We start from the raw sequence: 18644 nt of genomic DNA on the forward strand, positions 1-18644 counted from the left end.
AGGTGGGGGCCTGCAACCCTGTCACGAATCTGTCATATCCGCCCTTTATCATCCCACCCTGAGAGTCTTCTAATCCTCTCATCTCCGATATCCATACAGGGATTATTCATATGTTCAAACGGATGCTGGTTCAATGTGCAACAGGCCTGACGCTGATGGCGACGGCTAGTGCGGCTGCCCTGGCGGTAGATCTGACTGGGGCGGGGGCTTCCTTTCCGTACCCGATCTATGCCAAATGGGCGTCTAAGTACCAGACGGTCTCGGGCCATCGAGTCAATTATCAATCCATCGGCTCTGGCGGTGGGCAGCAGCAGATCATTGCCAAAACAGTCGATTTCGGTGCGTCGGACGACCCCATGAAGCCCGAAGCGCTGGAAGAAAATGGCCTGCTGCAATTCCCGGCTGTGGTCGGTGGCACCGTGCCGGTGATCAACGTACCTGGTATTGAAGCCGGGCAGATGAAGCTGACCGGGCCTGTGCTGGCCGACATTTTTCTGGGCAAGATCAAAAAATGGGATGATCCGGCTCTGGCGCAGCTCAATCCGGATTTGAAGCTGCCATCCAAGGGCATTATTGTGGTGCACCGCTCGGATGGTTCGGGAACGACCTTTGGCTGGACCAACTACCTGTCTCAGGTATCCCCCGCCTGGAAGGATACTGTTGGACAGGGCAAGGCGGTCAAATGGCCCACGGGCCAGGGTGGCAAAGGCAACGAAGGGGTGGCCGCCTATGTGCGTCAGCTGACTAACTCCATCGGTTACGTCGAATATGCCTATGCGCACCAGAACGGTTTGGCCTGGACCCAGCTGCAGAATCGTGACGGCCAATTCGTGCAACCCGCGCAAAAGTCCTTTGCGGCTGCGGCTTCTCATGCCGACTGGGCTTCTGCGCCCGGCATGGGCTTGGTGCTGAACAACGAACCTGGCGCAGATTCCTGGCCTGTGACGGCAGCCACCTTCATTCTGCTGCACAAGCAACAGGAAAACGCGGCACAAGCGCGCGAGATCCTGGCATTCTTTGACTGGGCTTGGCGCGAGGGGGCCGATATGGCCAGTGAATTGGATTATGTTCCCTTGCCGACAGCCGTGACTGACCAGATCCGTCAATTGTGGACCCAGGAAATCCGGACCAAGGACGGCGCCTCCGTCTGGCCCTGATGCCCTCAAGCCGCTGGGCGTAAAACCGGCGGCTTGACCCATTTGTGGGAAAATACTGCTTTTTGAATCCTGATCGGCCTGCGCATCTGCAAGCCGGTCACCACCTGGCCTTCTCATGATCAATCAACATCGCACCCTGCTGGTGGATGCGGGCTTTCGACACCTGACACGGGCTTTCGCGTTCCTGGTCTTTGTTTTGCTGGCCGGTATTTTGGTGTCCCTGATCTACGGCAGCCGCGACACGCTGATCCGGGATGGCCTGGCTTTTTTGTGGACCAATGACTGGGACCCGGTCAAACAGCACTATGGTGCCCTGGTGCCCATTCTGGGGACAGTCATCAGCGCCTTGCTGGCCCTGTTGATTGCCGTGCCGGTGTCGTTTGGCATTGCTATGTTTCTGACCGAGCTTGCCCCCGCCTGGGTGCGCCGCCCCTTAGGAATTGCCATTGAAATGCTGGCAGCCATTCCTTCTATTATCTATGGCATGTGGGGTTTGTTTGTCTTTGTCCCGCTGTTTCAGCGCTATGTGCAGCCTGTGGTGGTGGACCTATTCGAGGGGGTGCCCGTCCTGGGCAGTTTGTTTGCCGGGCCTCCCATGGGGATCGGCCTGTTCACCGCCGGTCTGATTCTCTCCATCATGGTGATTCCCTTCATCACCGCCGTCATGCGGGATGTCTTCGAGCAGGTTCCTCCGATGCTCAAGGAATCCGCCTACGGCCTGGGCAGCACCACCTGGGAAGTCGTCTGGAAGGTCGTGCTGCCCTATACCCGTCATGGGGTGATCGGTGGCATCATGCTGGGCCTGGGGCGGGCCTTGGGCGAGACCATGGCAGTCACCTTTGTTATCGGCAATGCCTTTAACCTCCCCAACTCTATATTCTCGCCTTCCAATTCCATCGCCTCGGCCTTGGCCAACGAATTCAACGAGGCCGGTGGCCTGCAGAAATCCGCCCTGCTGGAACTAGGCCTGATTCTGTTTTTGATCACGACGGTGGTGTTGGCCATTTCCAAGTTCATGCTGTTGCAACTATCGCGCAAAGAAGGCGCTTGAGCTGACCATGTCTGTTTCTGATTCTCCCATCATGCTCGGCAACCCGATCTATCGCCGTCGGCGGCGCTTCAATCGTCTGATGCTGGGCCTGTCCAGCTTGGCGCTGGGCATCGGCCTGTTCTGGCTGGCCTGGATCATCGCAACTTTGCTGATCAAGGGCGGCGGGGCATTGTCCATGACCCTGCTGACCGAGAGCACCCCCCCGCCAGGCGAGGCCGGTGGCCTGCTTAATGCCATTGTCGGCAGCGTGCTGATGTCGGGGGTGGGGACGTTGATCGGTACCCCCATTGGGGTGCTGGCCGGCACCTACCTGGCCGAATATGGCCGCCGTGGGTGGCTGGCGCCAGCCACCCGCTTCCTGAATGATGTGCTGTTGTCGGCGCCATCCATCGTGATTGGCTTGTTCATTTATGCGGTATATGTGGCCCAGGTAGGACATTATTCAGGCTGGGCGGGGGCCTTTGCCCTGGCCATCCTGGTGATTCCAGTGGTGGTGCGGGCCACGGATAATATGCTGTCTCTGGTACCCAACAGCCTGCGCGAGGCTGCCGCCGCGCTGGGCTGCCCCCAGTGGCGCGTGGTGGTGTTCATCTGTTATCGGGCGGCGCGCTCCGGGATTTTGACGGGCATTTTGCTGGCGGTGGCGCGCATCGCGGGCGAGACCGCACCGCTGCTGTTTACTGCGCTGAATAATCAGTTCATGTCCTGGAACATGAACGCGCCGATCGCTAACCTGCCTGTGGTGATTTTCCAATATGCCGCCAGCCCTTTCGAGGACTGGAATCGTCTGGCCTGGGCCGGGGCAGCCCTGATCACACTGCTGGTGCTGGGCATCAATATCGCTGCCCGCAGCCTGTTTCGTAAATAATTCGATTACCTGACCATGACCCTGTCCTCGACCCCTATCACCGAACGCACCAAGCTGGCAGTGCGCGACCTTAATTTTTATTATGGCAAATATCATGCTTTGCGTGACATCAATATGCAGATTGCCGAGCACAAGGTCACGGCTTTTATCGGCCCATCGGGCTGCGGTAAATCCACGCTGTTGCGCACTTTCAACCGCATGTTCGAACTGTATCCTGGGCAGCGGGCCGAAGGCGCCATCGAACTTGATGGCGAGGATTTGCTGAATTCCCGTTTGGATATCTCTTTGATCCGCGCCAAGGTCGGCATGGTGTTTCAAAAACCCACGCCGTTCCCCATGAGCATCTATGACAATATCGCCTTCGGTGTGCGCCTGTTCGAGCGCCTCAGCAAGGGCGAGATGGACGAGCGCGTGGAATGGGCCTTGACCAAGGCTGCCCTGTGGACAGAGGTCAAGGACAAATTGGGCCAAAGCGGCAATGGCCTGTCTGGTGGCCAGCAACAACGTCTGTGTATTGCTCGCGGGGTTGCCATCAAGCCCGAGGTCTTGTTGCTGGACGAACCCTGTTCCGCCCTGGACCCGATCTCTACCGCCAAGATCGAAGAATTGATTGCCGAATTGAAGGCAGACTACACCGTGGTCATCGTCACCCACAATATGCAACAGGCAGCCCGCTGTTCGGACTATACAGCCTACATGTACCTGGGTGAACTCATGGAATTCGGGCCCACGGACCAGATCTTCGTCAAGCCCACCCGCAAGGAAACCGAAGACTACATAACAGGTAGATTTGGATGAGATCGGACACAGGACAGTCCCAATGGACTGTCCTGTGCCGATCGAATCGGAGCGCCTTGCAAGGCGCGAGGTGGAGAGCTGTTTCGGCTTGAGGAAGTCCTGTGCCGATCGAATCGGAGCGCCTTGCAAGGCGCGAGGTGGAGAGCTGTTTCGGCTTGAGGAAGTCCTGTGCCGATCGAATCGGAGCGCCTTGCCATTCATCCTTCATTCATCCCCATCTTGCTATTCTGCCTGCATCATTACTCAGGAGGATAGCCTCATGAACCGCCGTCAATTACTCGCCGCCACCCTGGTTCTGGGCGCTTGGGCTACAGGTGCCCAAGCTCATAGCCACGACCGTGAAAAAGCCGAACTTTTGCAATCCATGGGTGAAGTCATGCCCTTGCAAGATGTACTGGCCCTGGTCGCCAAGGATTATCCTGGCCAGGTTTTGAAAGTCGAATTCGAGGACGAAAAGGGTAAGTGGATCTACGAATTCAAGGTCTTGCAGGATCAGGGCAGATTGGTCAAACTAGAGGTTGATGCCCGCGACGGCAAAGTCCTGTCGGTGCGTCAGCGATCCATCCACGACAAACACGATAAAGACAAGCACTCATGAGACTGCTGGTAGCCGAGGACGAGCCTTTATTGGCTTCACAGCTCAAGAGCGCCCTGGAGTCCGCCGGCTACGTCGTGGATGTTGTTCATGACGGTCTGGAGGCCCAGCATCAGGGGATGGTAGAGCCCTACGATCTGGTGGTGCTGGACTTGGGCCTGCCCGGACGGGATGGCCTGACTGTGTTGCGGTCCTGGCGGGAATCCGGCCAGACCACCCCGGTCCTGATCCTGACCGCCCGCGATAACTGGCATGACAAGGTGGCGGGGATCGATGCCGGGGCCGATGATTACCTGACGAAGCCTTTCCACCTCGAAGAACTCCAGGCCCGGGTGCGGGCCTTGCTGCGCCGGGCCGGGGGGTTTGCCTCTAGCGATATCCGCTGTGGCCCCTTATTGCTGGATACCCGCCAATCCCGGATCACGGTGGATGATATGCCGCTGGATCTGACCAGCCACGAATACCGTGTGTTGGCGTACCTGATGATGCATCAGGGCGAGGTCGTCTCGCGCAGCCAACTGGTCGAGCACATTTATGCCCAGGATTTCGATCGGGATTCCAACACCATCGAAGTCTTTGTGGCGCGGCTGCGACGCAAGATCCCGGCTGGCTTGATCCAGACCGTGCGCGGTCTGGGCTATCGTCTGGACGATACTGCCGTCGCGTCATGATCCGTTTGCGCGACCGCTATCACTCATTGCGTCTGCGCTTGTTGGCAGGAATGCTGGCCTGGGTGCTGCTCAGTGTGGCGGTGGCGGGCTGGGGCATCCAGAAGATGTTTCACCAGCATATCCTGGCGCAACTGCAGTCAGAACTGAACATCCACCTGGACCAGTTGACCTCCGTTTTGCAGGTGGATGCGGCAGGCCAGGTGTCCTTGTCGTCGTTTCCCAGTGATCCGCGATTCAGTCATCCCTTCTCCGGTTTGTACTGGCAGATTTTCCGGCCGACGGATGACGGCCAGCCTGCCAAGCTCCTGGCGCGTTCGCGCTCCTTATGGGATACGCACTTGCCGGAGGCCTATGCGGCGCTACTGCCGGGCGAGGATCTGGAGACCCAGGCTCCAGGGCCTGAGGGCAGCCATTTGTGGCTGCGGGTGCGCAAGATCGAACCCGCCGAGGGGCCTTACAACGAATTGATCCTGTCGGTTGCCGTTGACCGGGATTTGTGGGCCGAGCCCATCAGTCGTTTCAACCGCATGCTGGGGGTGTCCCTGGGGGTGCTGGTGTTGGGAATGCTGATTGCCGCCTGGCTGCAGGTGTCTTATGGTCTGCGCCCCCTGGTGCGTCTGCGCCGCAGCCTGGCGGATCTGCGCGAAGGCCGCGCCCAGGGGATCGAGGGAGCTTTCCCCACCGAGATTCAACCGCTGGTGGATGATTTCAACCAAGTCCTGCAGCGCAATGCCCAGGGGCTGGAGCGCGCGCGCCAGCAGGCGGGCAATCTGGCTCACGCGTTGAAGACGCCCTTGGCAGTCATGTCCAATGCGGCAGAGGCTCAGGACCCAGCTTTGCCACGCCTGGTGACGGAACAGATTGCCACGGCACGGCGTCAGGTAGATTATCACCTGGCCCATGCGCGGGCGGCGGCAGCGGTGCGCATGACGGGGTTGCGTAGCCCTGTACTGCCGCTTTTGCAGGGGCTGGTCAGGGTGATGCAGCGAGTGCATGCCGAGCAAAACCTGCGCTATGACCTCAGTGCGGTCGAGTCCGATCTTGTTTTTCGGGGAGAATCCCAGGATTTCGAAGAAATGCTTGGCAACGTGTTGGACAATGCCGGGAAATGGGCCAGGCAGCAGGTCCGCGTGCTGGCCAGCAGCCGGGATGGCGAACTGGAAATCCGGGTGGAGGATGATGGTCCGGGCCTGAGCCCTGAGCGTGCCGAGGCAGTATTCCAGCGCGGCACGCGTGCAGACGAACGCACGCCTGGTTCGGGGCTTGGGCTGGGGATTGTGCGTGATCTGGCGGATCTATATGGCGGCTGGGCCCGTATCGAGCCCAGCCCCCTGGGTGGCGCCTGTGTCGTGATCAACCTGCCGGGTGCCAGCGCAAGCCCGCAGCCGGATTAGCGGATCAGTTATAGCGGCCGTTGCGTCCGCCCAGGCTGTAGCCACCAGCACCCAACAGGGCCACGGCGATAGCGCCGAACAGGAACATGCCCTGCAGTTCCAGCGCCCAGGCGCCGCTCTTGCCGAGAGTAAAGAGTTCGTTCATGTGCACCAGGCCGATGACGAACAGCATATTGATGGCGACCACCAGAGCACCAATACGGGCCCAGATGCCGATGATCAGGAGAACAGGGGCCAGAATTTCGCCAATATAGACGCCATAGGCGATAAAGCCCGGCAGTCCGTGGGATTGCAGCATGCCGCTGATCCAGTCGACACCGCCGAGCTTGCTCAGACCATGCAGCAGAATCAGGATGCCTAATGAGAGGCGCAAGACGAGCTTGCCCAGGTCGTCTGTGGAAGTCGATGACATTGATGAGTCCTTGGCTATTGGAGAGAGTGGTGCCGTGCAGCAGCCAGACAAATGGCCCTATATGCAGCATGGATGCTTGGGAATTGTACGCGATTACTATTGAAAATCTACGTTTTGTCTCTGTCGGCAGGTCTTTTTTACGCCGGGTTTTGGGCACAAAAAAAGACTTGTCGGCTGCGCCGTGCAAGTCCTTGATTTGATCTGGTCGGGGCGACATGATTCGAACATGCGACCCTCTGCTCCCAAAGCAGATGCGCTACCAGGCTGCGCTACGCCCCGACTGATCCAGAACACGGGATTCTACCACGAGCGAAGGGCTTATGCTGTGTGGCCATGACGTAGCTCAGGCAGGGAGTGCGCCTGGTGGCGGTAGGCCCAGGTGGGCCACAGCGCATGTGCCAGGGCAATCCGGCCCAGGGCGGGGTCGGCAGGCAGTGGCGTATAGGTATCGGGGGCCTGATAGGCAAAGAACAAGGGGGGGTGTTGGGGTTCCAGCACAGTCAGGGTGTCGCCGCTGAGGTAACCATAATGGTCTTCGTACTGCATCATGGCCCGCCCGCCCGTGCCCGTTTGGGTCAGGTCATGGCCGATCATGGGATGGGTATCGCTGATGCCCGCCAGCGATAACAGTGTCGTGGGCAGGTCGATCTGGCTGATGATGCGGTCGTCGCGGCGGCTGGGAACGCCCGCCCCCAGGATCAGGGCCGGGATATGAAAATGCCGCAGCGGGATGCGTTGGGCGCCGCCCACCCGGGCATCGTGGTCGGCCACCACCAGAAATACGGTGTCTTTCCAATAGTCACTGGCCTGCGCGCGCTCGAAGAATTGCCCGATGGCCCAGTCGGCATAGCGCACGGTGTTTTGCACGGTTGCAGGGTCGCCATCCACGGCGATGCGCCCGGCAGGGTATTCCCAGGGTGTGTGGTTGCTGACAGAAAAAGCCAGGTGCAGGGTCGGCTGGCCTGCGCCATCCGACAGCAGGGTATGGAGCTTGTTGAACATGTCTTCGTCGCTGGCCCCCCAGGTGCCGACGAATGCCGGAGACTGAAAGGTGGGCAGGTCGTGCAGCTCGTCGAAACCATTGCCCAGAAAAAAGCTCTTCATGTTGTCGAAGTGCGCCTCGCCGCCATAGATGAAGCGTGATCGATAGCCATGTCGGCGCAAGAGCTGAGCCAGCGTGAAGAATCGGCTCTGGGCATTGGTCAGGCGCAGTGCCGCATCGGACAGTGTCGGAGGGAAGCCTGCTGTGACGGCTTCCAGGCCGCGCACGGATCGGGTGCCGGTGGCGTAGGCGCGGGTGAAGTTCCAGCCCGTGGCCGCCAGCGCATCCAGGCAAGGGGTCAGCCCTGCGCCACCCAGGTTGCCGACGTATTGGGCGCCCAGGCTTTCCTGGACGATCAGCACGATATTGAGTGGTCGGGCGGGAGATTGACTGGCTGGCTGATGGTGCAAGGTGGGGAGTTCTGGTGGCCCGGCAGGGATGCCTGCCTGTTCACAGATGATGGCCTGGAGTTCGGCGTCGGGCAGATCGCCATAGACATCGGCCGCCGAGCGTTCATTTTTAATGGCGTACAAGGCGAACAGCACGTTGTATAGGGAATTGAGCGGCAGGGTATTGAGCAGGCTGTCGCCGCACCACGCGGCCGAGGCCGGATTGATGGGCCGGTGGCCCAGGGTGCCGCGCACGGCCAGCAGGATTGCCGCTGCAATCAGCAGCGTCAGGCCCACGCGCCAGGGCCAGGCGGGCAGGGGATCTGGTTGTGCGTGGGCGAACAAGCTGTGTCCCAGCCAAGCAGCCAGCAGCAAGACCAGGGCAGCGGCAGCCAATACCGGCTTGTAGCCCTTCCACAGCATGCCGAAGACTTCCTTGGGGTATTTCAGGTAATCCAGATACAGGCGGTTTGGGCGGCTGTCGTATTCCTGGATGAATTGCGGGGTGGATATTTCCAGCAAGACGAACAGCAGCCAGACCCCTTGCAACCATAGGCCCGTGATCCAGATGGCCAGGGGCTGGTCGGCCAGCCAGGGCGCCAGCAGGGCGGGGATGCCTGCCCACATGGCCACCTGGTTCAGGTCGATGCGCAGTCCCCAGCGCACGATGGCCCAGGGGCCGCCTGCGGCCTGTACCCGCGCCCATTGCCAGGCAGTCAGCAACAGCCGACTCAGCATCAGCATCAGCAATAGCGACAGGGTGAATAGGCCGATCTGGGTAAACATGGGGTTTCCTTGGTTTTCCTGATCAGGGGACCAGGGCGATGCCGATGCGAAACTGCGGGCTGGACTTTTCACGGTAGCCCAGCAGGGTTTCGCCATAGCCTTGGAAGTACTGGGCGTATAAATGGCCGTTCATGTGCAAAGCCGTCCGCTGCAGGGGCCAGGTCGCCTCGATCTGAGTGGCGTGGCCGCTGCTGCCCTGGCGGTACAGGCCGGATAGGGTCATGCCGTTATCCTGAGCCCAGCGCAGCTTCCAGTCCACGTAACCCAAGTAGGCAGGATAGTCCATGTCTGAGTCCGTCCCTACATATGCCTTGAAGCGCGGCATGAAGCTCAGGCGGCTGCCGCCATCCAGTCGGTAGCCGATTTCCGGTTGCAGGTATGCGTTATTCAATGATCGGGATTCCTGACCATCCTTGCCGTTGGACTTGTGTTCGACCCCGGTATTCAGACCCAGCGCCCAGCGCTGATCGGTAGTTTCCCACAGGGCTTCCCGGGCCCAGAACAGGCTGGGATTATAGGTGGTGTCCACGAAGGGGATGGAATCCGAGTGCAAGTCCCAGAGTGAAGTCTGCGTGTAGCCAATGTACCAGTGGTCCATGAAGCCGGGGTTGGCCGGATCAGTTGGGCTGAAGGGGCGGTATTTGAAGCTGAGTTGGAATCGGGCGTTGGCCCCGCCGCGACTGCCCAGCGCAAAATAGATGGGCTCGTAGGGGGATAGGGCATTGCGAAAAGTCTCGAAGGGAGACAGCCCGACGTTGGTCTGTGGCGCAGGCGGCATCTGATCGGTCGTGTCCACAGGCTGTGCAGGCAATGCGTTTTCAATCGGCAAGGAGGGGGTGACACCACTCACTTGCAGCGCGAGCAAGGTATTATCCGCCCCCTGGATAGTCAGGCGCAGCAGGCCCTGGGCATGGTCTGGCACGGACCCGGCCCAGACCATGCGGGTAAAGGCGTTGACCGGCAGATTGGCCGTGTTGGCCGACGTGCGCAACTGAAAACTGGCAGGCGTGGTGCGGCCTTGGAGGTCGGTCCATTGCCCATGCAGTTCGTGGGTTATCGGGGCGCTCAAGAGGCTGCCGGTGTCATTGATCAGCAGACCTTCAAGGTCGATGGCGGTACCTGGGGCCGCCTGGGTGCTGCCCAAGCGCAGCACCAGTTCTGCATGCGTGGCCATGGCAGTGGTCGACAGTATGAATGCCAGCAGAAAAACATGAAATGAACGGCAGCGCAGGGCAGGCATAGGACAGGGCAGGCGAGGTAGGCAGTGCCCAAAACTGTAGCATTTACGATAGAACCTCGACGCGGTTGCGCCCGGATTTTTTTGCTTTGTAAAGCATTTCGTCAGCCGCCTTGAGGACTGTGACTATCTCATTTGAGCTATCCGGCCAATTAGCGACACCCAGCGATATGGTTATTTTTCCAGCGGCATCAAAAGCCGAGGATTCCACCAGCGCGCGCAATCGCTCTGCGACTTGAGCTGCAATTTGTGCATTTGTGCTGGGTAACAGCATTAGAAATTCTTCACCGCCAATGCGGCAAATCACATCATCTGCGCGGGAGACATCGCGCATGTGCTGTGCTAGTTTTTGCAGGACAATATCACCCACATCATGACCGAAAGTATCGTTAACGTGCTTGAAAAAATCTATATCAATCGCGAGAACAGAGAATGATGTCTTTGTGGCTTTCCACGAGGAAAGTGCCAAGTCCATACTTCTGCGATTGCCCAGACCAGTTAATGGGTCTGTGTGCACGTCATCTTTCAGCTTGTTTATGTTTTTGTGCAATATTCCGATGCCAGTCAGCATGACTCTTTTTAGCTCGGAAGACTCAAAATACCAGGATTTGACGTCTTGGATGTTTTTTTCAGTTTCAGGCTTGTCCATGGCGTCGGCGCTGTCAGCAAGCTTTCGCAGAGGATTTGAAATCAGCTTGGCGCACCACCAGATCATCAGCAGAGAAAGCAATGCGATCGGCAAAGTCTTGCTGATCACTTCGAGCATCAGTGAATCAAGCGCAGCAAGTGTTGCGGATTTTGGTCGTTGAGCGACAATGCCCCAACCCGTTGTGGTGACAAGCGCATAGCCCGCGAGCATCTCCGTCCCCTGGCTGTTTTTCGTTTGTGCTTTTCCTGATTTTTGCTTGGAAAAATTATCAATCACTGAGTTGTCGTCTGCGATTATTCCAACGCGATCAATGTCAGGGTGATAAATGATGCGTTTATTTTGATCGGCAACATATATATAAGAACCATCGTTATAGTAGTGTTTTCCAAGAAGGCGGTTAAGAACGCTTGCTTGCTTGAGATATATGGTTCCACCGACGGCTCCGGCATATTCGCCGGAATCCAGAATGATTGGGTGAGAGATGAAAATCAATAGATTTCCAGCTGTTGAGACGTAAGGTTGGCTGATTGATGGTTTCTTGTTTTTGATGGCCTCGATTGCCCCTGGGGTTTCTAGCGTCAGGCCTTTTATTTGCAAGGTATCCGGAGACGTGGCAAGCACTTCGGCATATCGATTGATCACCATCACAGAGTTGAAGCTGTCTGTTTGAAGCCTCAGTCTTTTGGTTTCCGATTCAAGAATTGTTTTGTTTTGAAAGTTGGCTGCAATGACTGCCGCGCTGAATTTCAATTGCTGTTGTACGCCGGAAATGAAATCTTCGGTGCTGGCTGCCAATTTGGTTGCGTAAGCGTGATTGCTTTCAAGCGTATTTTCAATCAACTGCTGGCGCTGAACTTGGTAGCTGGCATAAAAAGTATTTGCAAGAGAGATTAACGCGCTTGCAATAGTAAGTGCGAGTATAAGCCGCCGCAAATCTATTCTGGTGATGGATTGGTAAGTCATTTTAAATATTCAAAAACCAAGAGTTATCGGCGTGGAAGTGCTGTTTATGCACGCAATTTTATGCGCTCGTCAGGCAGCGTTGTGGTAGGTAGGTTACAAAGCTGTTATATGTGTTTTTGGTAAAAACCGACTATCCTATGAGATGCCCCCGCGTATCACTGGGTGCAGGTCCATTTGGACGATATCATAGACAATAATCTGATTATGAAAAAGACACTGACTGTACTGATCTTAAGCACACTATCCGCCCTCGCCATGGCTTCCGGGAGCCACAGTGGCGGCCACCAGGTGAAAGCTGGCACCATGATGCAAGAACATGATATGTCTGGCATGGAAGTCGGTAGCCCTGCGGTAGGGCAACCGGGCGATGGGGCTCAGGTCACCCGGACGGTAGACATCGTCATGGATGACACCATGCGTTTTACGCCAGACGACATCCATGTCAAGGCCGGCGATACGGTCCGGTTCTTGATTAAGAACGTCGGCAAACTCCCCCATGAATTGGTGATCGGTTCGGTCGCTGAAATGCGCGATCATGCAGCCATGATGCGCAAGATGCCCGATGTACAACATGCCGAGCCCAATATGATTTCACTGAATCCCGACCAAGCCGGCGAGCTGGTCTGGCAGTTCACGCATGCTGGTACCGTTGACTTTGCCTGCTTGATTGCTGGACACATGGAGGCAGGCATGGTTGGCAAGGTCATGGTCGGGTAGCAACTGATGCCAGGCAAACAAGCATGAGGAAGTCAACGGCACTGATTGGCGCGCTTGGTATGTCGGGGCTTGCCTTGGGCTTATTGGTTGATGGGTCTTCAAGCAGCCCGCAGTCGGCCTATATTGATCCTTCAGATCAGGCCCTGGTGACAGCCGGACGGCAAATCTATGCCAATCATTGCGCGGCTTGTCATGGGGCAAAGCTGGAAGGCCAGCCATCCTGGCGGATGCGCCGCGCAGATGGACGCCTGCCGGCACCACCCCATGATGAAACAGGACATACGTGGCATCATCCAGATACGGTCTTGATGGATATCATCAAAAATGGCCTGGTGCCTGGCAAGACAGCGCCCCCTGGATACATAAGCGATATGCCGGCCTATGGCGGACAGCTGGGCGATCATGAGATCGCAGCGGTCCTGGCCTACATCAAGAGTTCCTGGCCGCCTCAGGTACGGGCTGACCAGAAACAAATCACGCTGCAGCCGCCACAGTAAGCGCTTATCGTTTTGCGGTGGCCCGCCCTGCAGGCCAAGAGATGCTTAACAGCACAATCAACGCACCAACAATGCTGCGAGTACGCCTAAGGCAAGCACAATGAGCATGCCGCCCGATACGCGCTCCAACCAGGGCAGTGCATGGGCAAAACGCCGTAATACGGCCTTATTGCCAATCATGATCGCCACCAGTACATCCCACAGCAGCACGATGCTGAACATCCAGACGCCATAGATGGTTTTCCAGCCCGCGCTGGCATATGGGCCTGTCAGCATCGCAGCCAGGCTGGCATAGAACAATGCATTTTTTGGATTGAGAATACCTGAAAGAAAGCCTATTCCAGCGGCACGCCACCACATGATGGCTTGTTGCGCGAGCAGGCCATTGCGCCCTTGTGATACAGGCATTTCCTCCAAGGTGTTAGTGCCCGCAAAGCGGATGAACAGGACGCCGAGATAGATCAAATAAGTGCAACCTGCAAGCTGCAGGGCCACAAATAGTACGCTATCTGGCTGTAATACAGCCGTACCGGCAAATGCGGTAACGATGAAAATGCCATTGGCCACGGCGATACCCAGACAGGCACCACTGGCAGTGCGCCAATTCGTAGACAGAGAGGTTCGGGCAATCAGGAAAAAATCGGGGCCAGGCGATAACAGCGCCAGAAAATGTGCTGCGGCGACAATCATAAACTGCTGCATTCAGAGTACGCATCCAAGTGGTTTTCCCCAAGTGTGCCGACTTAGAGGCGCTCTGTATTGAAGAAAATTGCAGTTGGCTTATGTTCGAAAGCCGCCTGGCGTGATGCCTGCATGTGCCTTGAAGACGCGCTGAAAATGTGCTTGATCTGCAAAACCCAGGCGATATGCCACCTCTGCGAGGCCTTCGCCAGTTCGTATCCACTCACGCGCAAGATTGATACGTTGGTTCAATTGCCAGGCATGGGGCGTCATGCCGGTGGCTGCCCGGAAAGCTCGGATCAATTGGTAGCGGCTCATTCCTGCCAATTGCGCCAGATCGCTCAAGTCCATGTTAATGGCAGGTTTCTCCTGCAATAAATCCAGGATGGGGTCAATCTGTCTGCCCAGGTTTGGGGATATGACGCGAGTACTGATGCGTTGACCCCGTCCCTCATCCCACTCGCCAATGAACTCGATCAGCGCTGCTTCTTTATCGCGTGGGTCGATCTGAGAGAACAACAGCGTGTTGAGACGACAGAAACGCACATAGATCGCTGGTTCGGCCACGATGCGGATGGGTTCGTTCTCCCGGTTTTTCATGTTTTCTGGTGCGCATTCCGCGCGAACAGCCTGGAGCCAGTCCGCGTCCAGATGCAGCATTTGGTAGCTCCAGGCAGTACCGAGCTCCGGATTGCAGGCGTGGACGCAGAAAGCAGGGACGAACACAAGCGTTCCTGCCTGCAGGGTCAAGGGCCCTTCGGCTGCGCCGGTAAAGCAGCTGACGCCCTGATCGACCGCACCGATTGAAAAGGTCGGGTGGCTGTGGGGCTTATAGCAGGCCCGGCTATGACAGGCGCGTCGGCTCTCGGCATAAGGCATCGCCGGATCGCGCCAGAACTGTGTAATAAGGTTCATGGATGACTTGTGGCCCGCCCTACTGGATTCGAACCAGTGACCTACGGCTTAGAAGGCCGTTGCTCTATCCAACTGAGCTAAGGGCGGTATGGCTGTGGCCAGCCTCCGAACCCTGGATTCTACCGTGCAAACGCGGGGCCGGTGTTGACCCTGAATTTGATGGGCGATTGTGTTCAGTGTGCGGATCATGAGTTTGTGTGCGCGGCGTATCATGATGGCTTTGTCTCTTTTGGATTTGACCCCATGATTACCCTGCCGCCCGATGTGTCCGATCCGTCCACCTGGCATGAACAGACCTTGGTGCTGCATGGTGATGCCGCCTGCCATCACGATGCTGCGGTGGTGCCGCCCATCCATTACAGTGCCACATTCCGGGCCGAGTCCGCCGAGCAGTTTTCGGCCATGGCGACCTCGGTGCGCCCAGCTAATTTTTATACGCGTCATGGCAATCCGGTGAATAAGCACGTCGAGGCAATTCTGGCTGGACTGGAGGGCACGGAAACCGCCTTGTTGACCGGGTCTGGCATGGGGGCGATCTGCACCACCATCTTGGCCTTGTTGCAGGCAGGCGACCATGTGGTTGCTCAACAGCGCCACTACATGAGCACGTCCAAGCTCTTTACCGAAGTCCTGCCCCGCTATGGGGTGCGGGTCAGTTTTTTTGACCAGACGGATCTGGATAGCCTGCGAGCGGCTTTGCAGCCCGACACCAAGCTGATCATGGTGGAAACCCCCGTCAACCCCAGCCTGTCCATCACGGATCTGGCTGCGGTGGCCGAAATCGCCCGGGCGCGCGGCATACTGACGGTGGTGGACAATACCTTTGCCTCGCCGCTGAATCAGCGCCCCCATGCGCTGGGCATTGATATTGTGGTGCACAGCGCCACCAAGTACCTGGGCGGCCACAGTGACATCATGGCTGGGGCGATTTGCTGCAGCCAGGCCTTGGCCGAACAAATCTGGAAAATGCACGTCACGCTGGGGGCGGTGCTGTCGCCCATGGACGCCTGGCTTTTATTGCGCGGGCTGCGGACTTTGTCTTTGCGCATGGAGCGCATCAATGCCAATGCCCTGGCGGTGGCGCAGTGGCTGGAAGCCCGGCCAGAAATCGAACAAGTCCTGTATCCGGGCCTGCCCAGCCATGCCCAGCATGCCCTGGCAGCCCGCCAGATGAAGGGCTTCGGCGCCATCGTGGCCTATTCGATTCGGGGCGGATATGCGGCAACCCAGCGCTTTGTGTCGGCGTTGCGGCTGGCCACCCAGGCGGTCAGCCTGGGCGGGGTCGAAACCCTGGCCGTCCATACGGCGTCGATGTGGGCCAGCTCTATGACCGAGGCCGAAATGACCGCCGCCGGTATCCAGCCTAATTTTGTCCGTATGTCGGTGGGCGTGGAGCACATCGACGACCTGATCGCCGATCTGGATCAGGCGCTGGCGGCATCAAAGAGTGTGTAAAGCTTAAGCCAGCCCGGCTTTATCCAGCCCGAATTGCTGGTCAGACGAGCCTGGGACCGGCTGAAAAGCCACCCCCAGGCGGTTCCAGCCATTGATCCCCACGATCAGGAACGACAGGTCCGCCAGTTCTTGTTCGGACAGTTGCTGGCGCACGCGCTGGAACAGCTCGTTCGGGATGCCGTGGGGTGGCAACTGGGTCAGGGCCTCGGTCCACTCCAGGATGGCTTTTTCCTTGGCATCGAACAAAGGAGATTCGCGCCAGACAGCCACGTGGTGCAGGCGTAGTTCGCGCTCACCGGCCAGCTTGGCTTCCTTGACGTGCATATCGACACAAAAAGTGCAGCCATTGAGCTGGGATGCCCGCAGGGTGACCAGATAGCCGATTTTGGCCAAGAAAGGGTTTTCGTGCAGGGTTTGGCTGAATGCCGAGAACTTTTTGGCAGCTTCGGGTGAGGCTTGATAATAATTAAGACGTTGCGTCATGGTGTGTCCATAGAGGTTGCTTCAACATACCTGTTTATTCTGCACCACTTTGGTCCTGTTTGCAGGAAACACTTACATGCTGAGGGGGATTTTGCGTGCCTGACAATGCAGGCCCGGCATTGGCTTGAAGGCCGCTAAATATCAGAGATACGGGCTGGCCAGCCAGATAAGACGGTTGCGCAATTGCTTCCAGAAAGGAATCGCCTGCAGGGATTCGGGTGTGACCAAATCCGCATTGGCAATTTCCTGATCGATGCGCCCGGCGATCTGGCGGGCCAGGGTCGGGTCGTAGATCTCAAGATCCAGTTCGAAGTTCAGGCGCAGGCTGCGGGGGTCCAGGTTGGACGAACCTACATAGGACCAGCCATCGTCGATGGTCAACAATTTTGAGTGGTCGAAATTGCCCCGGCTGGCCCAAACCCGGCAGCCTGCCGAAATCACCTGCGCTAACTGAGCATCCATGGCATAGCTGACCAGGCGCAGATTATTGCTGCCCGGAATCACGATATCCACCTGGATGCCGCGTCGTGCGGCAGTGTTCAAAGCCCCCATCAGGGTCTGGTCGGGCAAAAAATAGGGCGACTGGATGCGCACATGGCGCTGGGCCACCGCCAGGGCCCCCAGCAAGACATTGTGAGTGGCGGCGATGAATCGGTCCGGGCTGGAGCGTATGCAGCGCGCTGGTACTTGCGGGTGCGGTGCATCGGGGATCTGGCGGCACCAGTCCTCGATGGGCAGGCGTTCTCGGGTGGTGAATTCCCAGTCGTTGGCAAAGACGGCGAAAAGCTGGGTGGCCACGGGGCCTTCGATGCGAAAGTGGGTGTCGTGCGCGGCGTGAGAACCCATCAACGAGACCAGGAAGCTCTCGCGAATATTCATGCCGCCCATAAAGCCCAAATGGCCGTCGATGAAAAGAATTTTGCGGTGACTGCGCAGGTTTGCGTAGGGCATGCGCAGGCCCAGCACATGCGACATGAAGAGTTCGGTGCGAATGCCGTCGCGCTGCAGCAGGCCCACGATGGGGGGATGCGAGTATTTGGACCCCACGGCGTCGATCAGGACGCGGATCGTGACGCCGCGTTCGTGGGCGCGGCGCAAGGCCTGTGCAAACTGCAGGCCGATACGGTCGTGGTCGAAGATGTAGCTTTGCAGCGCAATGCAGTATTGGGCATTGTCGATGGCCTGCAGCATGGCCGGGTAGGCCTCGTCGCCGCTGTCCAGCAAGGTGATGTGGTTGCCGTCGTGCAGCGGAAACCGGCTGACCCGGTCGCACAGCAGGCGCAGCGAATCAAATTGGGGCCCAGAGATGGATGAGACTCTGGAAACGGGGTCGCGGGTGTGGTTGACGTAGTCTTTGATCAGGCGGCTGCGCTGGGTGGATAGCTGGTCGTGGCGGATGCGGTTGATGCCGGCTACCAGATACAGGAACGGTCCCAGAAAAGGCGACATGATCACGACCCCGACCCAGGCGATGGCGGCGCGCACGTCATTTTTGTTCATGGCGACGTGGATGGCGGCCACGATGCTCAGGGTGAACGAACATAGGGCCACCAGGTGGGGCCAGTAGTCGGACAGAAACTGCGAGATGGCTAACATGGGCGCGCTTCTAGGTGGATGAGCTGGGACGCTGTTGCAGGGTATCCAGCCAATCGGGGTTTGGGCTGGCCGTGCCGGCCAACTGCTGATTGCGGGAATTGGCGCGCCAGATGCCGCCGCCGATGCCGGGCAGGGGTAAGGTGCGATACCAGAACCAACGACCGTCGGCGTCCTGGGCTGCCCAGTCCCAGCCATCGGGGGCGGTGGACCAGTCGGGTGTCGAACCAGGGGAACGGAGATGATCGGGATTGGGATTCATGGAGTCTCGCAGGTGATGAATAGCGAAAC

General features: G+C 58.0%; 19 protein-coding genes and 2 tRNA genes. 10 read left to right on the plus strand and 11 right to left on the minus strand.

Annotated features, from left to right (window positions below):
* The first annotated feature begins 110 nt into the window (after positions 1-110).
* The 7 genes from pstS (at position 111) to VDP81_RS11405 (ending at position 6534) form a co-directional block, all read left to right on the plus strand.
* Positions 111-1157 (plus strand): phosphate ABC transporter substrate-binding protein PstS, encoded by a 1047-nt coding sequence (gene pstS / locus VDP81_RS11375; protein ID WP_322996376.1) that lies wholly within the window; start codon positions 111-113, stop codon positions 1155-1157.
* A 115-nt stretch (positions 1158-1272) separates the two neighbouring features.
* Positions 1273-2208, plus strand: coding sequence for a phosphate ABC transporter permease subunit PstC (gene pstC / locus VDP81_RS11380; protein ID WP_323012341.1), 936 nt, complete (start codon positions 1273-1275; stop codon positions 2206-2208).
* Between the two features lie 7 nt (positions 2209-2215).
* Positions 2216-3076 carry a phosphate ABC transporter permease PstA gene (gene pstA, locus VDP81_RS11385; protein WP_322996378.1) on the plus strand — a complete coding sequence of 287 codons (861 nt, stop codon included), beginning with the start codon at positions 2216-2218 and terminating at the stop codon, positions 3074-3076.
* Between the two features lie 15 nt (positions 3077-3091).
* Positions 3092-3874 (plus strand): phosphate ABC transporter ATP-binding protein PstB, encoded by a 783-nt coding sequence (pstB, locus tag VDP81_RS11390; protein ID WP_322996379.1) that lies wholly within the window; start codon positions 3092-3094, stop codon positions 3872-3874.
* 259 nt (positions 3875-4133) lie between these two features.
* Positions 4134-4472: a PepSY domain-containing protein gene (locus VDP81_RS11395; RefSeq protein ID WP_322996380.1), complete on the plus strand. Its 339-nt coding sequence runs from the start codon at positions 4134-4136 to the stop codon at positions 4470-4472.
* Complete coding sequence (locus VDP81_RS11400) at positions 4469-5140, plus strand: response regulator transcription factor (protein ID WP_322996381.1); 672 nt, start codon at positions 4469-4471, stop codon at positions 5138-5140. Before VDP81_RS11395 ends, VDP81_RS11400 begins: the two co-directional genes overlap by 4 nt.
* Complete coding sequence (locus VDP81_RS11405; RefSeq protein ID WP_322996382.1) at positions 5137-6534, plus strand: ATP-binding protein; 1398 nt, start codon at positions 5137-5139, stop codon at positions 6532-6534. Before VDP81_RS11400 ends, VDP81_RS11405 begins: the two co-directional genes overlap by 4 nt.
* 4 nt (positions 6535-6538) lie before the next feature.
* Here VDP81_RS11405 and VDP81_RS11410 read toward each other — a convergent pair whose 3' ends face one another.
* The 5 genes from VDP81_RS11410 to VDP81_RS11430 all read right to left on the minus strand — a co-directional run bounded on the left by VDP81_RS11410 (position 6539) and on the right by VDP81_RS11430 (position 12012).
* Entirely contained in the window at positions 6539-6946 is a 408-nt protein-coding gene (locus VDP81_RS11410) for a DoxX family protein (RefSeq protein ID WP_322996383.1), read from the minus strand.
* A gap of 202 nt (positions 6947-7148) precedes the next feature.
* Positions 7149-7225 (minus strand) — tRNA-Pro (locus tag VDP81_RS11415).
* A 39-nt stretch (positions 7226-7264) separates the two neighbouring features.
* On the minus strand, positions 7265-9163 hold the full coding sequence (locus tag VDP81_RS11420) for an LTA synthase family protein (protein WP_323012342.1): 1899 nt from the start codon (positions 9161-9163) through the stop codon (positions 7265-7267).
* A gap of 22 nt (positions 9164-9185) precedes the next feature.
* Positions 9186-10337, minus strand: coding sequence for a phospholipase A (locus tag VDP81_RS11425; protein WP_323012343.1), 1152 nt, complete (start codon positions 10335-10337; stop codon positions 9186-9188).
* 109 nt (positions 10338-10446) lie between these two features.
* Complete coding sequence (locus VDP81_RS11430) at positions 10447-12012, minus strand: sensor domain-containing diguanylate cyclase (RefSeq protein WP_323012344.1); 1566 nt, start codon at positions 12010-12012, stop codon at positions 10447-10449.
* A gap of 303 nt (positions 12013-12315) precedes the next feature.
* Between VDP81_RS11430 and VDP81_RS11435 the strand changes: the two genes are divergently transcribed.
* Positions 12316-12729, plus strand: coding sequence for a cupredoxin family protein (locus tag VDP81_RS11435; RefSeq protein WP_322996387.1), 414 nt, complete (start codon positions 12316-12318; stop codon positions 12727-12729).
* Positions 12730-12788: 59 nt separating this feature from the next.
* Positions 12789-13226, plus strand: coding sequence for a c-type cytochrome (locus tag VDP81_RS11440; RefSeq protein ID WP_416233250.1), 438 nt, complete (start codon positions 12789-12791; stop codon positions 13224-13226).
* Between the two features lie 57 nt (positions 13227-13283).
* On the opposite strand, the gene VDP81_RS11445 is transcribed toward VDP81_RS11440, so the two are convergent.
* The 3 genes from VDP81_RS11445 to VDP81_RS11455 all read right to left on the minus strand — a co-directional run bounded on the left by VDP81_RS11445 (position 13284) and on the right by VDP81_RS11455 (position 14909).
* Positions 13284-13928: a LysE family translocator gene (locus VDP81_RS11445; RefSeq protein ID WP_322996389.1), complete on the minus strand. Its 645-nt coding sequence runs from the start codon at positions 13926-13928 to the stop codon at positions 13284-13286.
* A 78-nt stretch (positions 13929-14006) separates the two neighbouring features.
* On the minus strand, positions 14007-14822 hold the full coding sequence (locus tag VDP81_RS11450; protein ID WP_322996390.1) for an AraC family transcriptional regulator: 816 nt from the start codon (positions 14820-14822) through the stop codon (positions 14007-14009).
* A 10-nt stretch (positions 14823-14832) separates the two neighbouring features.
* Positions 14833-14909: transfer RNA gene (locus VDP81_RS11455), tRNA-Arg, on the minus strand.
* 156 nt (positions 14910-15065) lie between these two features.
* Here VDP81_RS11455 and VDP81_RS11460 point away from each other — a divergent pair.
* Positions 15066-16277, plus strand: a complete 1212-nt coding sequence (locus VDP81_RS11460) for an aminotransferase class I/II-fold pyridoxal phosphate-dependent enzyme (RefSeq protein WP_323012346.1) — start codon at positions 15066-15068, stop codon at positions 16275-16277.
* 3 nt (positions 16278-16280) lie between these two features.
* Here the strand turns inward: VDP81_RS11460 and VDP81_RS11465 are convergent, their stop codons facing one another.
* From VDP81_RS11465 to VDP81_RS11475, 3 genes are all read right to left on the minus strand, one after another.
* Positions 16281-16760 (minus strand): carboxymuconolactone decarboxylase family protein, encoded by a 480-nt coding sequence (locus tag VDP81_RS11465; protein WP_323012347.1) that lies wholly within the window; start codon positions 16758-16760, stop codon positions 16281-16283.
* A gap of 141 nt (positions 16761-16901) precedes the next feature.
* The gene (gene cls / locus VDP81_RS11470) at positions 16902-18356 is read right to left on the minus strand and encodes a cardiolipin synthase (RefSeq protein ID WP_322996393.1); all 1455 of its coding nucleotides are present in this window, start codon (positions 18354-18356) and stop codon (positions 16902-16904) included.
* A 10-nt stretch (positions 18357-18366) separates the two neighbouring features.
* Positions 18367-18615 (minus strand): hypothetical protein, encoded by a 249-nt coding sequence (locus VDP81_RS11475; RefSeq protein WP_323012348.1) that lies wholly within the window; start codon positions 18613-18615, stop codon positions 18367-18369.
* Between the last annotated feature and the right edge of the window lie 29 nt (positions 18616-18644).

Source organism: Castellaniella sp., assembly GCF_034675845.1.
In the GTDB taxonomy this organism is placed as follows: domain Bacteria; phylum Pseudomonadota; class Gammaproteobacteria; order Burkholderiales; family Burkholderiaceae_B; genus Castellaniella.

What these genes read in the sequence shown, in the direction of transcription:
- pstS (WP_322996376.1), top strand. Translation starts at nt 111, where the DNA reads ATGTTCAAACGGATGCTGGTTCAATGTGCAACAGGCCTGACGCTGATG.
- pstC (WP_323012341.1), top strand. Translation starts at nt 1,273, where the DNA reads ATGATCAATCAACATCGCACCCTGCTGGTGGATGCGGGCTTTCGACAC.
- pstA (WP_322996378.1), top strand. Translation starts at nt 2,216, where the DNA reads ATGTCTGTTTCTGATTCTCCCATCATGCTCGGCAACCCGATCTATCGC.
- pstB (WP_322996379.1), top strand. Translation starts at nt 3,092, where the DNA reads ATGACCCTGTCCTCGACCCCTATCACCGAACGCACCAAGCTGGCAGTG.
- VDP81_RS11395 (WP_322996380.1), top strand. Translation starts at nt 4,134, where the DNA reads ATGAACCGCCGTCAATTACTCGCCGCCACCCTGGTTCTGGGCGCTTGG.
- VDP81_RS11400 (WP_322996381.1), top strand. Translation starts at nt 4,469, where the DNA reads ATGAGACTGCTGGTAGCCGAGGACGAGCCTTTATTGGCTTCACAGCTC.
- VDP81_RS11405 (WP_322996382.1), top strand. Translation starts at nt 5,137, where the DNA reads ATGATCCGTTTGCGCGACCGCTATCACTCATTGCGTCTGCGCTTGTTG.
- VDP81_RS11410 (WP_322996383.1), bottom strand. Translation starts at nt 6,946, where the DNA reads ATGTCATCGACTTCCACAGACGACCTGGGCAAGCTCGTCTTGCGCCTC.
- VDP81_RS11420 (WP_323012342.1), bottom strand. Translation starts at nt 9,163, where the DNA reads ATGTTTACCCAGATCGGCCTATTCACCCTGTCGCTATTGCTGATGCTG.
- VDP81_RS11425 (WP_323012343.1), bottom strand. Translation starts at nt 10,337, where the DNA reads ATGGCCACGCATGCAGAACTGGTGCTGCGCTTGGGCAGCACCCAGGCG.
- VDP81_RS11430 (WP_323012344.1), bottom strand. Translation starts at nt 12,012, where the DNA reads ATGACTTACCAATCCATCACCAGAATAGATTTGCGGCGGCTTATACTC.
- VDP81_RS11435 (WP_322996387.1), top strand. Translation starts at nt 12,316, where the DNA reads ATGATGCAAGAACATGATATGTCTGGCATGGAAGTCGGTAGCCCTGCG.
- VDP81_RS11440 (WP_416233250.1), top strand. Translation starts at nt 12,789, where the DNA reads ATGTCGGGGCTTGCCTTGGGCTTATTGGTTGATGGGTCTTCAAGCAGC.
- VDP81_RS11445 (WP_322996389.1), bottom strand. Translation starts at nt 13,928, where the DNA reads ATGCAGCAGTTTATGATTGTCGCCGCAGCACATTTTCTGGCGCTGTTA.
- VDP81_RS11450 (WP_322996390.1), bottom strand. Translation starts at nt 14,822, where the DNA reads ATGAACCTTATTACACAGTTCTGGCGCGATCCGGCGATGCCTTATGCC.
- VDP81_RS11460 (WP_323012346.1), top strand. Translation starts at nt 15,066, where the DNA reads ATGATTACCCTGCCGCCCGATGTGTCCGATCCGTCCACCTGGCATGAA.
- VDP81_RS11465 (WP_323012347.1), bottom strand. Translation starts at nt 16,760, where the DNA reads ATGACGCAACGTCTTAATTATTATCAAGCCTCACCCGAAGCTGCCAAA.
- cls (WP_322996393.1), bottom strand. Translation starts at nt 18,356, where the DNA reads ATGTTAGCCATCTCGCAGTTTCTGTCCGACTACTGGCCCCACCTGGTG.
- VDP81_RS11475 (WP_323012348.1), bottom strand. Translation starts at nt 18,615, where the DNA reads ATGAATCCCAATCCCGATCATCTCCGTTCCCCTGGTTCGACACCCGAC.